General features: G+C 41.9%; 13 protein-coding genes, 1 tRNA gene and 1 pseudogene. 4 read left to right on the forward strand and 11 right to left on the reverse strand.

Annotation, left to right across the window (positions count from 1 at the left end; all coding sequences use genetic code 11):
- Positions 1-203: 203 nt before the first annotated feature.
- The 7 genes from CDG77_RS21660 to CDG77_RS21690 form a co-directional block, all read right to left on the reverse strand.
- Positions 204-274 (reverse strand) — tRNA-Cys (locus tag CDG77_RS21660).
- A gap of 418 nt (positions 275-692) precedes the next feature.
- A complete protein-coding gene (locus tag CDG77_RS21665) occupies positions 693-1202 on the reverse strand; it encodes a hypothetical protein (RefSeq protein WP_094331391.1) in 510 nt (169 codons plus the stop codon).
- A 29-nt stretch (positions 1203-1231) separates the two neighbouring features.
- On the reverse strand, positions 1232-2146 hold the full coding sequence (gene thrB, locus CDG77_RS21670; protein WP_094331392.1) for a homoserine kinase: 915 nt from the start codon (positions 2144-2146) through the stop codon (positions 1232-1234).
- Positions 2147-2507: 361 nt separating this feature from the next.
- Positions 2508-3062 carry a hypothetical protein gene (locus CDG77_RS21675; RefSeq protein WP_094331393.1) on the reverse strand — a complete coding sequence of 185 codons (555 nt, stop codon included), beginning with the start codon at positions 3060-3062 and terminating at the stop codon, positions 2508-2510.
- Between the two features lie 12 nt (positions 3063-3074).
- Positions 3075-4187: a hypothetical protein gene (locus tag CDG77_RS37785; RefSeq protein ID WP_223269912.1), complete on the reverse strand. Its 1113-nt coding sequence runs from the start codon at positions 4185-4187 to the stop codon at positions 3075-3077.
- Between the two features lie 226 nt (positions 4188-4413).
- Entirely contained in the window at positions 4414-6102 is a 1689-nt protein-coding gene (locus tag CDG77_RS21685) for an NAD(P)H-quinone oxidoreductase subunit 4 (protein ID WP_094331394.1), read from the reverse strand.
- Between the two features lie 124 nt (positions 6103-6226).
- Positions 6227-6946: a response regulator gene (locus CDG77_RS21690; protein ID WP_094331395.1), complete on the reverse strand. Its 720-nt coding sequence runs from the start codon at positions 6944-6946 to the stop codon at positions 6227-6229.
- A 294-nt stretch (positions 6947-7240) separates the two neighbouring features.
- Here CDG77_RS21690 and CDG77_RS21695 point away from each other — a divergent pair, with 294 nt between their 5' ends.
- Both CDG77_RS21695 and CDG77_RS21700 read left to right on the forward strand, forming a co-directional pair.
- Positions 7241-8335, forward strand: a complete 1095-nt coding sequence (locus CDG77_RS21695; RefSeq protein WP_094331396.1) for a hybrid sensor histidine kinase/response regulator — start codon at positions 7241-7243, stop codon at positions 8333-8335.
- 139 nt (positions 8336-8474) lie between these two features.
- Positions 8475-8600, forward strand: a pseudogene (locus tag CDG77_RS21700) (transposase); the annotation flags it as partial.
- A 151-nt stretch (positions 8601-8751) separates the two neighbouring features.
- On the opposite strand, the gene CDG77_RS21705 reads toward CDG77_RS21700, so the two are convergent.
- From CDG77_RS21705 to CDG77_RS21720, 4 genes are all read right to left on the reverse strand, one after another.
- The gene (locus CDG77_RS21705) at positions 8752-9102 is read right to left on the reverse strand and encodes a DUF1257 domain-containing protein (protein WP_012407317.1); all 351 of its coding nucleotides are present in this window, start codon (positions 9100-9102) and stop codon (positions 8752-8754) included.
- A gap of 142 nt (positions 9103-9244) precedes the next feature.
- On the reverse strand, positions 9245-10756 hold the full coding sequence (gene ycf46, locus CDG77_RS21710) for a stress-responsive protein Ycf46 (RefSeq protein WP_094331397.1): 1512 nt from the start codon (positions 10754-10756) through the stop codon (positions 9245-9247).
- A gap of 78 nt (positions 10757-10834) precedes the next feature.
- Positions 10835-11182, reverse strand: coding sequence for a hypothetical protein (locus CDG77_RS21715; RefSeq protein WP_094331398.1), 348 nt, complete (start codon positions 11180-11182; stop codon positions 10835-10837).
- 249 nt (positions 11183-11431) lie between these two features.
- Complete coding sequence (locus tag CDG77_RS21720) at positions 11432-12223, reverse strand: FHA domain-containing protein (protein ID WP_094331400.1); 792 nt, start codon at positions 12221-12223, stop codon at positions 11432-11434.
- A 90-nt stretch (positions 12224-12313) separates the two neighbouring features.
- On the opposite strand from CDG77_RS21720, the gene CDG77_RS21725 reads away from it, so the two are divergent.
- On the forward strand, positions 12314-12898 hold the full coding sequence (locus CDG77_RS21725) for a hypothetical protein (protein ID WP_223269913.1): 585 nt from the start codon (positions 12314-12316) through the stop codon (positions 12896-12898).
- 169 nt (positions 12899-13067) lie between these two features.
- Positions 13068-14222, forward strand: coding sequence for an NAD-dependent epimerase/dehydratase family protein (locus CDG77_RS21730; RefSeq protein ID WP_094331401.1), 1155 nt, complete (start codon positions 13068-13070; stop codon positions 14220-14222).

Below are 14222 nucleotides of genomic sequence, written 5' to 3' on the forward strand. Positions count from 1 at the left end.
TACTCTTGGGCGAAAGTCTAAGTTTAGGCACTCCCCTGTGATTACAGAAGCCCCAACTTCAACCGGACTCGGTAAGTTGGGGTAGTTCACTCTGGTATATCTGCCAAAGAGGGATGCTTCCGGGTTTTAGCTGCTTTTGATTTGCTAGAATAAACGACAAAACCCTTGCAAAACAAGGGTTAGTGACAAATAATTTGTTAAAAAGGCGGCACCCGGATTTGAACCGGGGGTGGAGGTTTTGCAGACCTCTGCCTTACCACTTGGCTATGCCGCCACATGACATTATCAAGCCTTTCTGCTTACCGCTTGATAGCTTAGACAGCTGAAGATGAGCCAATAGCGTCAGTTTTACAATAGTACCACAAGATTGCGAGGTACAGATAAGTTGGCATTGATAATTAATAGCTTTGTAAAGCATCCTCTATTTCCACCCCCGAAAATGCGATCGCTAAGGCATTGAACTTTCTCACCTCATCTCCCACTGGGAAAACGCCCGATAACAATTTTGCACAGCTGACTGAGAAACCTTGTACCCCCAGTCCTCTAGCAACTGCTCCGCTTTAAAAGTGCAAAATCTTGCGTTATCGGTTCAAGTTTCTTGATATGGACGATTTTAGCAACTATCTTGTCAATCAAATGATTCTTGAAAAAGTCAATGTTAGTAAAGTATTTCTAGTGTAGAAATACTGGCATTAAACAATCCGGTTGACAATTGTCCACACTTCCCCATCAGAGCGGACATAAGGAACGGAGATTGTCTTGAACCCAGTAATGAACGGCTTGTAATAAATCCGCCAATACATTGGACTCAGTTCGTTAGCACAATGTTTAAGGAGACGGACTTCTGTTGCCAATTCACCTGCTAGTTGATTAATGCGTTGAGCATGAACCTGTGCCAGTTCTTTGGCTTCTTCTAGCTCTTGCTGTAGGATAAGTTCTTTTGATGCAACTTGCGATCGCACTAACTTACCTTGTTTTTGCTTGATCTTGGTTTCTAGGGCGGCGATCGCTGCATCAATGCCTTGGAGTTCAATTGATAATTGGGCATTTTCCCTGGCTTGACGGCGATATGCTTCCACCATTGCCTGGGGTGAATCATCCTCGCTAGAGATTACATTATTAATAGTGAGTGCAGCGCGTTCTTCTAAAAGTATCTGAATTTGAGAGTTAAGTGCCGCTATTTCAGCCTGAGTTTGCTCCATAAATCGAGTTTTAAGTGCAGAGTAAAATATTAAAAGCTTTTTGCGCCTTGGGTATCAAGAGAGAGCGATCGCACCTCGGCTGTAATTCCTTCTTCTTGCCAAGCAGCTAACATTGCCGCCTCCACAGCTTTTGAGTGTAATTTATCCGCCAAAGCTAACAGTGTCGGCCCCGCACCACTAATCACCATACCATAAGCACCAGCACTAACAACTGCAATGTTGAGAGCATCATAACCAGGAATCAAAGCTTTACGATAGGGCTGATGTAACTTATCTTGCAAAGCTGTCTTTAACCATTGTCCGTTCCCAGTTTCCAAACCGCGCAACAATAACCCCAAATGTGCTGTATTGAAAATCGCATCGGCGCGACTTACTTCAGTGGGGAGAACGCCGCGTGCTTCTGAAGTGGAAAGTTCAAAATTAGGAATTGCCACAACTGGTACAACATCTTTATGCCAGGGAACATCACAAATTTCCCAACCTGCGCCACTGGTAGCAGCGAGACGACATCCTCCCAACAAAGCTGGAACTACATTATCAGGATGTCCTTCTATTGCGATCGCTAACTCCATCACCTGCGACTGAGACAGAGTTGCACCCTCAAGTTGATTAGCAGCAACCAAGCCACCAACAATTGCTGTCGCCGAACTACCCAAACCTCTCGCCAAAGGAACGCCTAACTTAATCTCTATTTTCACAGCCGGTGGCGTTTGCTCTATATGTTGATAGAACTTGATAAACGCTTGGTAGAGGAGATTGCTCTCATCTGTTTGGACACGTTCAGCTTCAGTACCAGTGACATGAATAGTTAGTCCACCCTCTTCTATGCGAGTGAACTTGAACTCGTTGTACAGCTTTAAAGCTGCACCGATGCAATCAAAACCTGGCCCCAAATTCGCAGTTGTGGCGGGAACGGTAACAGTGATGGTAGAAACAACAGACATTGGCAAAACTCAGTAATCATCAACTAGCATCCCATGTATTGGTAGCAGTTTGGGGCGAGTTTTTAAGCATTGCTGGGGATACTTTGATTTACTTTTCCTTAATCTATCCTCCGATCCTTGAGTTTCAGTGCTTGTGGCTCTAGCAAAATTCTACTATGGGAATTTAAATGCTTGGATTATGCCATCGCTCCACTCAATCTACAAATGTCATTTTCAAAAGTAATTTAGGATACACAACTTTTAAGTTAATTATCTGAGACACAACGTTTAGTGGAGTTTAATATTGAGTAAGTTTTGGAAAGCACGAATGCGACTTTCCTATAAAATCAATTATAAATATTGGACTGTTAAATTTACTTTTTTAGCAACTTTTCTTCGTAACTCTAATTAGAAAACGTAGAGCTTCATTTACTGCTTGAGCATTGGGAAATATTTCTGCAACATCTTCTTCTAAATGAACTGTCAACCCTTCAGAAATTTTGCCATCATGTTCAAATTTTCCCATACCGTTACTTTCATAAAATTGATACGGCTGAGTTTTAGTTTCAGTTACAAGCTTTTGAGAAGATGAATCATTTAATTTTTTAGCGAGGGATTCCCAACTAGCCGCTTTCAGCTTAAAGTAATCTTTTGCTTCACGTAATGTTTTAAACTGTTGCTTTAAAATATCAACCGTATGAATATCTTTTTGATACGTCTGAGTTTGTTTATTAAGGTCTTCCTCAACCATATCAACTACCTCATTAATTAGTCGGTCATGATTTTCGGAAATTTGAGCCGCAGCCCCCAAAATACGAGAAGTGGCTTTGATCTGCACCTCATTTTCTTGTTTAAGTCTATCGGCAATATTACGAATTTGCTCCCCTAACTTACTTTTACTTTGATTTCCTATGTTTGATGCTGATTGTTTGCTCATAAAGATGCTTGTTTATTCCGAAAGTATCTCTTTAATAGCAAGCCAGATGCGTTTAAATTTTTGTACCAGACCGACAGGATTACCTGTTGTTTCCTCTTCCACTGAATCTACTAGAGATTGAATACGATCCATGCGTTTTGCTACAACGTAGAGGTTATTTATAGCATCATCCTTACTTGCGAGGGATTCATGCAGCAGAACGACCATCTCCCCAATTTCCCGTTTTAGCCTTTCGTTCTCGGCTTTACGGCGAGTTTCCCATCCCTTAATACCAGCCTTGGAACGTCGCTCAAATTTAAGTTGTGTTTGTGCTTCATTATATAGAGTTAAATAGTTGTCTCGCTCAGACTTCATTTCTTCATATTGGGCAAGTAATTCAGTTGCTCTTGCTTTTTCTTCATTGTAACAATGTAGAGCTTGCTGATAATTTTTTTGCTCATCAAGATATATCTGGTAATTGTGTGCTGCACGTTCTTTTAATTCGTTAACCTCAACTTGGTAAGTTTGGATATCTTGCTGAACTTGAGTTAGTTGGGATGCAGCTTCCTGATTTTCTTTCGCGTGTTGTTGCCATTCATCACGTTGGGCAATTAATTCAACTGCTTTCGTTTTTGCTTCATTGTAACGATTTAAAGCCTGCTGATAATTTTCTTGTTCATCAAGATAAATTAAATAATTGTTTGCTATGCGTTCTTTTAATTCGTTAATCTCAACTTGATAAGTGTGGATATTTTGCTGAACTTGAGTTAGTTGTGATGCAGCTTCCTGATTTTCTTTCGCACGTTGTTGCCATTCATCACGTTGGGCAATTAATTCAATTGCTCTAGTTTTTTCTCCATTGTAAAGGCATAAAGCCTGCTGATAATTTTTTTGTTCATTCAGATATATCTGTTTTAACTCGTTAACTTCAACTTGGTAAGTTTGGATATCTTGCTGAACTTGAGTAAATTGAGACGCAGCTTCTTGATTTTCTTTGGCAAGTCGTTCCCATCGAATCGCATCAGCACGAGCATTCCTCAAAAAATGGTTAAGCTCATGATAAGAAAGTGATTCTTTTCCACCTGGGTTAGAATTGTTGACAAGGCGATTTTTGCGACGATCCTTGTCTGCGTCTCGCATAGCCATAATAAATGTTATAAATATTACTTTAATCCCTATGTTAATACATTCTTTTTTAATTGGAAATCTAATCTGTAAAAGTTTTATTTTGTCAAGACCAGTTTTCTAAGTTCATTTACGCCACCAAACTGATCTTTTATCGTCCCGTGCGATCGCGTAATCCTAGTGTAAAAGCGATCGCCTCAACATTAAAAGCGATCGCTCTTTTTGACAAGTCTATTAGTCAAAAAGATTACTTCACAGTTCCCAAAATGGGCGCTACCTCAACCTCGGAAATTTGCGGAACCAAGAATCGATTAGCAAAAATCTGGGGATTTGTTTGCGAGACTATGGCATAAGACTGGCGAAGATTAGCATTTACTGCCACAGTCTTCACGTCGTACATTTGCATCGCCATCTTGGGATAGAAACCAATACCAATAATCATCAGCAGAAAACAGGCAGCGATAAATATCTCGCGGGGTCTAGCATCGTCGTAGACTGCATCTTCTGGTACAAAGCAGTCTGTACCAAAACAAACTGTTCCGTCATCTTCTTGATTTTCTGAGCTTGCATTATTAATGTCGCAGATGAGCGCTGCACCGTCACCATAAAATACCTCTCGCAGCATTGAAAGTAAATAAATAGGTGTGAGAATAACTCCAACTGCGGCGAGAAAAACAGTTACGGTGCAGAAAGTCGAACTGTAAACATCACTGCTTGTTAAACCAACAAATACCGAGAGTTCGCCAGCAAAGCCACTCATACCGGGAAGTGCTAGGGATGCCATCGCGGAGATTGTGAACAAGGCAAAGACTTTGGGCATGGCTTGACCAATACCGCCCATATCTTTCATTACCATTGTGTGGGTGCGATCGTAAGTAACACCTGCCAAGAAAAACAGCACTGATGCAATCAAACCATGCGAAATCATCTGCAACATCGCGCCGTTGATTCCCAAATCAGTGAAGGATGCAATCCCAAGCAGTACAAACCCCATGTGAGAAATCGACGAATAAGCCAAACGCCGCTTCATATTCGTCTGAGCAAAAGAGTTTAATGCACCATAGATAATGTTGACAACACCCAAAATTGCTAGAACGGGCGCAAAGTAAATGTGTGCATCGGGAAGTAACTCAAGGTTCAGGCGAATTAGTCCATATCCGCCCATCTTCAGCAATACACCAGCCAAAATCATCGACACAGGAGAAGATGCTTCGCCGTGTGCATCAGGCAACCAAGTATGCATCGGAAAAACAGCAAGTTTGACACCAAATGCAATCAACAATCCTGCATAAAGTAGCAGTTGTAGACCAAGGGGATATTCCTTCTTGGCGAGGGCGGTTATGTCAAATGTCATATCACCGCCGCCATATAACCCCATTGCCAGGGCTGCCACCAAAATAAATATAGAAGCCGCTGCGGTATACAACAAAAATTTCGTAGCCGCATAACGCCGTCTTTGCCCACCCCAAATGCAGACTAGTAAGTAGACGGGAATCAGTTCTACTTCCCACATAATGAAAAATAGCAGCAAGTCTTGAGCAACAAATACCCCTACCTGTGCTGAATACAGCACCAGCATTAAAAAATAGAAGAGGCGGGGGCGGCGATCGACTTGCCAAGCTGAAAAAATCGAGAGTGTGGTGACAAATCCTGCTAGCAGCACAAGTGCCGCTGAAAGTCCATCAACTGATACCGCCCAGTTTAAACCTAACTGAGGCATCCAGGCATAATTTTCAACCATTTGAAAACTAGCACTGCTGGCATCGTAATGCTTCCAAAAGGCATAACACATCAGGGCAAAGTCTGCAATACCTACACCCAGTGCATACCACCGCACGCGTTTGCCGTCTTTATCAGGTAGCACAGGGATGAGCAGGGAGGCAACGAGTGGCAGCAAGACAATCGCGGTAAGCCAGGGAAATTGATCCGCTATCATGTATATAAGGAAAAATACTTATTTGTTCGTCAATTATGTCATTTTACTAAACTGTGTAACAATTTCTTAATAAATCTTTGTACAGGTGATACTTTTGACCGAATAAATCACCGCATAAGTATATTTACGGTACTAAACCAGCCCGCAAAGCACGGACAGCAGCCTGTGTCCGGTCTGCAACACAGAGTTTATTGAGAATACCCCGAACATGAGTTTTGACAGTACCGACTGTTAAATAGAGCCTTTTAGCAATTTCTGCATTGTCACAGCCAGCGACAATTAACTCTAAAACATCCATCTCCCGGTGAGTTAAAGGATAGCTGACTATACTTTTCTCAGTATCTGGGTCAATACCTTCAATCAAGACTCTTTTTCCAGATGCTCCCCTGTTACCGTCAGGGAAATCTTGACGTATTTGCTGTAGTACAAGGTCTGCGATCGCTGGATCGATCCATGAGCTACCTGCATAAGTTGTTTGCACAGCCTCTACTAGTTTCTCTGTTTCGATATCCTTCATACAATAAGAATCTGCACCTGCTGCAAATGCTGCTAAAACTGCTTGTTCGCTATTCTGCATCGTTAAGATTAGCAGTTTTGTTGTGTAGTCTTCGTTCTCTGCTTGATACTGCCTAAACGTGCGTGTTAGCTCAATCCCATCCATGTCAGGCAAACCGATGTCAATAGTAGCAACATCTGGCTTGAGACTTTTCAGAAGCTTGATGCCGTCGGCTGCGTTGGCTGCTTCACCAACAATGTTAAACTCTGGCTGGGTTTGCAAGGCAGACCGTAAACCGATTCTCGTCAGATTGTGATCTTCAATCACGAGGATTTTGATTTCACTCATAGTTGCTTAATTTTACTGTTATCTATCTCAAGTACAGATTAAAATAATCTCATTCTTCTATTCGGTATCTTATACAAAAAGCAATGCTCTTGGTATTATTTACTGAATTTCATCTACCATTAGACATAAATAACCTTATCTTGTAAGCCTTTCTAAGGCAAGAGTGTTGATATAACAATATAATTCAGCAAACTTGAAAGGAAAATCTGAATCCTTAATTCATCTTAGCGCTGGTGATGTAAGCTATGACTAGATTTGCTAGGGATAGCCAAGCACTTCTTTTTTTATTTAGCCATGTCTTTAAGTAAAACTGTCAAAAAAGATAAAATTCTCGTTGTCGATGATATTTTTGATAATCTACTAGTCTTAGAAGCTGTCCTAGAAGATGAGGACTATGAAATTAGCTTGGTAGAAGATAGTAAAATTGCTCTGGCTATGGTTGAAGAGTCACCGCCAGACATAATTCTCTTGGATGTGATGATGCCGGAACTCGATGGCTATGAATTTACTCGACGCATCCGACAGAATCAGGCGTTGCCATTTATCCCTATTCTGCTGCTAACGGCTCACTATGAGTCTAGTGTTGTGGAAGGACTTGATGCTGGTGCAGATGACTTTATTCGTAAACCATTCGATCCTGATGAACTACATGCACGAGTGCGATCGCTCCTGCGCCTCAAGCATAGTATTGACGAACGAGATCAGATGGCTAACCTACGGGCTGATTTTGTCTCGCGTTTTACTCACGATCTACGTATACCGCTAGTAGCCTCCAACCGCGTCTTAAAATTATTGCTAGAAGGCAGATTTTGCGAAGTTTCGCCACAATTGCAAGAAATAATTGATACCATGATTGGCAGTAATCAAGACCTGCTAGAAATGGTAAATACTTTGCTAGAAGTTTATCGTCATGAAGCAGGCTGTAAAACTTTAAAAATTTCTCCCTGCAATATTCAGGAATTAGTTAGTGAAGTTTTCCAAGAATTAACTCCCTTAGCTGAGGAAAAAGGATTAACTGCAAATATTGATAGAGGTGAAACTACAATCACTATCATGGCCGATCGCGTAGAACTGCGGCGAGTTTTAACAAATATTATCGGTAATGCTATCAAATTTACAGACAAAGGTTATGTAGATATTCACTGTCATCTCACTCCGGCAAATGTGACTATTGATATCCAAGATACAGGGCCAGGAATTTCTAAACAAGACCAAGCAATATTATTTGAGCGATTTCGCCAAGGAAAACACCAGCGTTCTGGTAGTGGTTTGGGATTATATCTATCTCGTTGCATTATCGAAGCACATCAAGGCACAATTGATGTGACATCTGAGCCGGGGCAGGGTAGTAGATTCACTATCCGTCTACCTGTAGCAAGCGAAAACTAAAAGTTAGGACATTTTACAACCAAAAATAGTGTTCACAGATTTTTTCTGTGAACACTAATTCAATAAATAAGTATTATTGACAATGAGTGACCTATCTTTTTTACCATAATTCGGTCAAACCTTTGCACCAGTTAGAATATCAAATAGTGGTGTGGTTGAAGGAATTAATAACAAGCTTAAACTGATTAAACGTTCTGGATATGGATTTAGAAACTTTGAAAATTTCAGAATTAGATGTTTATTAAATTGGCATCCCTTTTGTTAGTTTTGCATAACAAGTACTGAAGAACCATTAGTATTGACTAGACTCATCAAAAATCAGGACTGAGAAATGAATCTCAGTCCCGATAAAAAAGCGGGCTAACCGCTATTTATATGGTTAACCCGTGCAGCTTTGGGAACGCGCAGAGAAATTGTTATTGCAATACCAACTTCACATTGGCGTTTTGCAAACCGCGCTGTTTTACTTCAGCCAAAGTTTTGTTAACAGCATACTTTTGGTTGATTGAGTTGATCAACTCGGTTTGGTTGTGCTTCTTAGCAACGCCCCACAAGTCAGCAATTAGGTCAAAAGAACCATCGCTGTTGCGAGACCAACCGAGGTCATATTCGCCATCCAACATAGCAACGATGTCAGAACGGACGCGCTGACCGTTATAACCACGGACATCAGCTTCAGTCTTTACGCTGATACCGAGGTCGCGCAAAGAAGCTTTGAGGATTTCGGCATCGGTGATCTTGGTACGCAGGGTGCTAAAGTGAGACATTTGGGTTTCCTCCAATGAGAAGATTGAGAAAAACGACAACGGTTTGTTTTGAGCGAAGCCGCGCTTAGTAGGATGCGGCTTTTTCTTATAACTGCTAGCATTTTCAGCTAGCCTTTCCCCCTGGGATGGCAGAGGAAAGCTTTTAAAACTCCATTCGCTGATATTCAGCTACGGAGGATGCTGCGGGGCGTGCGCGCTGTCTGGCCCAATCTCTCAGAGCCGTTACTTGTTCTTGCATCGTTCGAGACAGCGGCAATGTTGCCTTCAGTGCAGCAATAATATCTAGTTGGGTGAACTCCCGATCTTGGGCAAAAGCTTCATACATTGCCGCAACGATCGCTTGCTCAACTTCTGCCCCAGAAAAGCCATCAGACATCTTGGCTAGTTGCTCAAGATCGAATCGAGAGATGTCTTCACGGCGTTTGGTCAGATGAATATTAAAAATGTGTTGCCGTTCTTCCGGTGTTGGCAGATCGACAAAGAAAATTTCATCAAAGCGTCCTTTCCTCAAGAACTCGCCAGGTAAGCGTTCTACTCGGTTGGCGGTTGCCATCACGAACACTGGTGATTTCTTATCTTGCATCCATGTGAGGAAAGAGCCGAAGATTCTGCTTGAAGTCCCCCCATCAGAATCAGAAGAACCTCCACTACCAGCAAAGGATTTATCTAATTCATCGATAAACAAAATCGCTGGGGAAATGGATTCTGCTGTTTTCAGGGCGTTCCGCAGATTTGCTTCACTTCGTCCCACCATTGAGCCGTCGTAAACTCGCCCCATATCTAACCGCAGCAGGGGTAAACCCCACAGTCGGGAAGTAGTTTTGGCTATTAATGACTTACCGCAACCGGGAACTCCGAGAATTAACATCCCCTTTGGTTGAGGCAAACCATACTCTCTCGCTCTTTCTGTAAAAGCGTTAGACCGTTGCTTGAGCCATCTTTTTAACTCCTCTAAGCCACCTACTGCATCAATGGTTTCATCTTCTTCGATGTATTCTAAGATGCCATTGCGCCGAATTAGTTGCTTTTTCTCAGATAAAACGATATCTACTTCATCTTCCGTCAAACGCCCTGTAGTTACCTGCGCCTTTCGGTAGACTTTCTCAGCTTCATCTTTAGTTAGACCTAAAGCTGCTCTGAGAAGCTTTTCTCTAGCCTCTGTTGTCAACCGCCGACCACGATTTTGGTCTACGTGCTGAGTCAGTACTTTATTCAACTCTGCCATATCTGGCAGCGTAAAATCTATAACAACAACTTCTTTTTCTAACTCTATAGGTACTTGTTGCATGGGAGACATCAAAATAATGTTCTTTTGCGTACCTTTAAAGCTAGCGATCGCATCTCGTAACGATCTGTTTGTTGCTGGCGCATCAATAAAGGGGTGTAAATCTTTAAGAATAAATATACTTGGCTCTTTCTGCCGGATGATCCACTCAATGGCCGCCTCTGGAGACACGGTATTATGTTGGGTAACATTCCGGGGTTGACCATACTCCACAATCCCGTGTGTTACTGTCCAAATAAATACTCGGCGCTGGGGCTTTAACAACTGGGCGATTGTGGAAACGGCTTGCTCGGCCCGCTCTTCCTCGGAGGTCACAAGGTAGATTAAAGGGTATTGAGCTTGAATTAGGATATTGAGCTCTTCTTTCATACTTCGACCTACTTGAGACCTTATAGAGACAGTAGAGACATTGCTGCTGGTAAAGACAACCGAATCATGAATATCTATCTAGCAAGGAACTAACTCTTCCTCACCTTTGGGATTGGTTTCATCTTCATCCATAATGGAAAGATGCTCTTGACCAACTACTCCTGGTTGATTGCCCAAAGTAACCAGTTCCCCATCACGTAAGACTATCGAGCTATCACAAGTTGGGCATGAATAAACTCTATGAGTCCGCCCAAAAGAAGAGTCTTCTAACTCGTCTACCAATTCTTGATTAGACAGGTAAAAACCAAGGGCGCGTTCGGCAAGTTCTGACATTGGTTCAGAATCTACTGCTGAACGAATCTTCAGTTTTCTGTGCAACTCTGGCGATAAATACAAAGTGACCTTTTGCTTAGTTTGCGTTTGCATATAACTCTTTAACGGTCTTACCCGGGTATGTATATCAACTTATCGGTTCTTCTATTGGTTGTCAAGACAGCAAAACGTTTTAACGCCACTTTTGTTACATTTGTTTACAAGTAAGGCTGAAATGCTGTTTATTGAGTGATAAATCCCTCACGACAAACCTCTGAGAATTAATCAGGGTAGGATTCAAATCCTGAAACCTGAATGGAAATTAGCGATCGCTAATTCTAATTAATGATTGCCTAATTTGGCTTACTTTTTAACTATTTGGAGTGTAAGCGGATTGAAGTTGAACACCTTTCCGGTTGTAAACAACTGATATCCACAAGAGATGCCAGCAAATGACACCAGCATCGAAAAAAGAGACACAGAGCCGATGACAACACCACTGGCGATGAAAAGAGCAATTCCGATGCCAATCAACACCCATCCGAGTTTGCGATTATCGCGCCCACCCCAATTTAGAGCTACTACACCTCCCATACACAGCAAAATCCCAGGTGTGCTGCGTAAGTAAACGCTTACATAAATGCTTGTACTTAAAAATGTAATGCCAGCGAGGATTAGTCCTAAACCAATAAGCTTACTGGCAAGGATTACTTGCTCTTCCTCTTCTTTACTGGTGGTAGGTGCTGTAATTTTTGTTGGCGCGGAGTTTGGGGTAGGATTTTTTGTAGCAGATGCAGAGTGCTGCTGCACTCTAAACATGAAAGTTATTTTGTCTCCCTGCCCAAGGGAAACTCTGTCTCCTGGATGGAGTGGACAAAAAACTTGGGGTTGAAGTTTCGCGCCGTTAATGTATGTACCATTAGAACTACCCAAATCGGTGATATGGTATTCATCCCCATTTACCCAAATTTGGGCGTGAACGCGAGATGCCACATCCGAATCTGGTAAGCCAGAAATATCAATATCTGGGGGTTTTTGCTCGTTTGGCTTCCCGATGCAAATTACAGAAAGATTTGGCGGAAATTGCAAAGATGTGTTGCTTTGGAAGTGAAAAAGTTCCAAAGTTGGTTCGCCTGTTTGAGATGCACTGTACATAAATTGTGTGATAAAGCACTCTTTATAAGCTTCTCTACTGAGGAGTCAAAAAGAGAATGGTAAATATCCTGAAAGAATATTTAATTTTTAATGAGCGCTCTTTCAGTGCGAAGTATCGATCTGAGTTTCTGGTATTTCTATAAAATCAGTAACTTTGGCAAAATGTGTAATTTGGGGCGAAGAATTTATCGGTTTGCAGCCAGCGTTAGTGGGGTTATTGCCCTGTTAGTAATTCTGTGGGGTTGTACTGCAAATGATTTTAACGCCGGAGCGATCGCATGGAAAACTTATAGCAACTCTCGTTATGGCTTTGAATTTCCATATCCAAGTAACTGGACTTCTTCAGCAGCCCCAGCAAATGGTGATGGAATTGCGTTTATTTCACAACAGGATAACTCAGTAGAAATTCGTGGTTGGGCAAGTCATGATTTCCCAAATTCGATTGTTACAGAGCAAGAGCCGTTAAAAAAGATAAAATCCAACTTTAAAACTGCCCAAGGAGTATCTGGGGTAATGGTTGTAGAAGTTGATAAAGATATAAGTTTAATGACACTGACACTAACTCAGAGTCAAGTGAAATATTATTGGCAGGGACGAAGCAAGAGCCAAAAATTTCAAGATTATTATCGTTTGTTTTATTACATTGCCCAACAGTATCGGATTCCGAAGTCCTGAGAGATTGAGAGACGTGATGAATCGCGTCTGTACAAGAAAGAATTCCTCTTAATTTTCCCTTATTTATTGCTGTTCCCTAAGTCCAAAATCCACATTTCTCTCAGAATGATGATTGAGAGGGGACAAAAACCTGATAGATTTAGCTATCAGCGAGTAAAAACTGGTGAAGATGAAAGTCCTGGTTATTGGCGGTGATGGATATTGCGGTTGGGCAACTGCTCTTTACCTTTCCAATCGAGGTTATGAAGTTGGAATTTTAGATAGTTTGGTGCGGCGGCACTGGGATAATGAACTTGGTGTTGAAACTCTCACTCCGATCGCACTAATTCAACAACGTCTCCAGCGCTGGCAAGATTTGACGGGTAAATCTATCGATTTGTTCATCGGCGATATTACAAATTACGAGTTTCTCAGCAAAACATTACATCAATTTCAGCCAAATGCCCTAGTGCATTTTGGCGAACAGCGTTCAGCCCCATTTTCCATGATTGACCGAGAACACGCAGTTCTCACTCAGGTCAATAATGTAGTTGGGACGTTGAACTTGTTGTACGCCATGCGGGAAGATTTCCCGGACTGTCATTTGGTGAAGCTGGGGACTATGGGTGAATATGGTACACCCAACATCGACATCGAAGAAGGGTATATCACCATTGAACACAATGGCCGCAAGGATACCTTACCTTATCCCAAGCAGCCCGGTTCGATGTACCACTTAAGCAAAGTCCATGATAGTCATAACATTCACTTTGCTTGCCGGATTTGGGGATTGCGGGCAACTGATTTAAATCAGGGTGTCGTTTATGGTGTCTTAACCGAAGAAACGGGGATGGACGAACTATTGATTAATCGGCTGGATTACGATGGTGTGTTTGGGACTGCACTGAACCGCTTTTGTATTCAAGCTGCGATCGCACACCCCTTAACTGTCTATGGTAAAGGTGGACAGACTCGTGGGTTTTTGGATATTCGGGATACAGTACGATGTGTGGAATTAGCGATCGCTAATCCTGCCCAAGCTGGCGAATTCCGCGTATTTAACCAATTTACCGAACAATTCAGCGTCGGTGAATTGGCATTAATGGTAAAAAATGCTGGTAACGCTATGGGATTGAAGGTAGAAATCAATCACTTAGATAATCCCAGAGTTGAGAAAGAAGAACATTACTTCAACGCTAAAAACACTAAATTGCTCGATTTAGGTTTACAGCCTCACTTGCTTTCTGATTCTCTACTCGATTCTCTGTTAAACTTTGCCATTAAGTATCAGAAACGAGTCGATCATAAGCAAATTCTGCCCAAAGTCTCTTGGCACAGAAATTAG

Source organism: Nostoc sp. 'Peltigera membranacea cyanobiont' 213, assembly GCF_002245975.1.
Taxonomy (GTDB): Bacteria; Cyanobacteriota; Cyanobacteriia; order Cyanobacteriales; family Nostocaceae; genus Nostoc.

Coding starts and splice junctions, on each gene's coding strand:
- CDG77_RS21695 (WP_094331396.1), top strand. CDS start 7,241: ATGTCTTTAAGTAAAACTGTCAAAAAAGATAAAATTCTCGTTGTCGAT.
- ycf46 (WP_094331397.1), bottom strand. CDS start 10,756: ATGAAAGAAGAGCTCAATATCCTAATTCAAGCTCAATACCCTTTAATC.
- CDG77_RS37785 (WP_223269912.1), bottom strand. CDS start 4,187: ATGGCTATGCGAGACGCAGACAAGGATCGTCGCAAAAATCGCCTTGTC.
- CDG77_RS21715 (WP_094331398.1), bottom strand. CDS start 11,182: ATGCAAACGCAAACTAAGCAAAAGGTCACTTTGTATTTATCGCCAGAG.
- CDG77_RS21675 (WP_094331393.1), bottom strand. CDS start 3,062: ATGAGCAAACAATCAGCATCAAACATAGGAAATCAAAGTAAAAGTAAG.
- CDG77_RS21725 (WP_223269913.1), top strand. CDS start 12,314: ATGAGCGCTCTTTCAGTGCGAAGTATCGATCTGAGTTTCTGGTATTTC.
- CDG77_RS21705 (WP_012407317.1), bottom strand. CDS start 9,102: ATGTCTCACTTTAGCACCCTGCGTACCAAGATCACCGATGCCGAAATC.
- thrB (WP_094331392.1), bottom strand. CDS start 2,146: ATGTCTGTTGTTTCTACCATCACTGTTACCGTTCCCGCCACAACTGCG.
- CDG77_RS21690 (WP_094331395.1), bottom strand. CDS start 6,946: ATGAGTGAAATCAAAATCCTCGTGATTGAAGATCACAATCTGACGAGA.
- CDG77_RS21685 (WP_094331394.1), bottom strand. CDS start 6,102: ATGATAGCGGATCAATTTCCCTGGCTTACCGCGATTGTCTTGCTGCCA.
- CDG77_RS21665 (WP_094331391.1), bottom strand. CDS start 1,202: ATGGAGCAAACTCAGGCTGAAATAGCGGCACTTAACTCTCAAATTCAG.
- CDG77_RS21730 (WP_094331401.1), top strand. CDS start 13,068: ATGAAAGTCCTGGTTATTGGCGGTGATGGATATTGCGGTTGGGCAACT.
- CDG77_RS21720 (WP_094331400.1), bottom strand. CDS start 12,223: ATGTACAGTGCATCTCAAACAGGCGAACCAACTTTGGAACTTTTTCAC.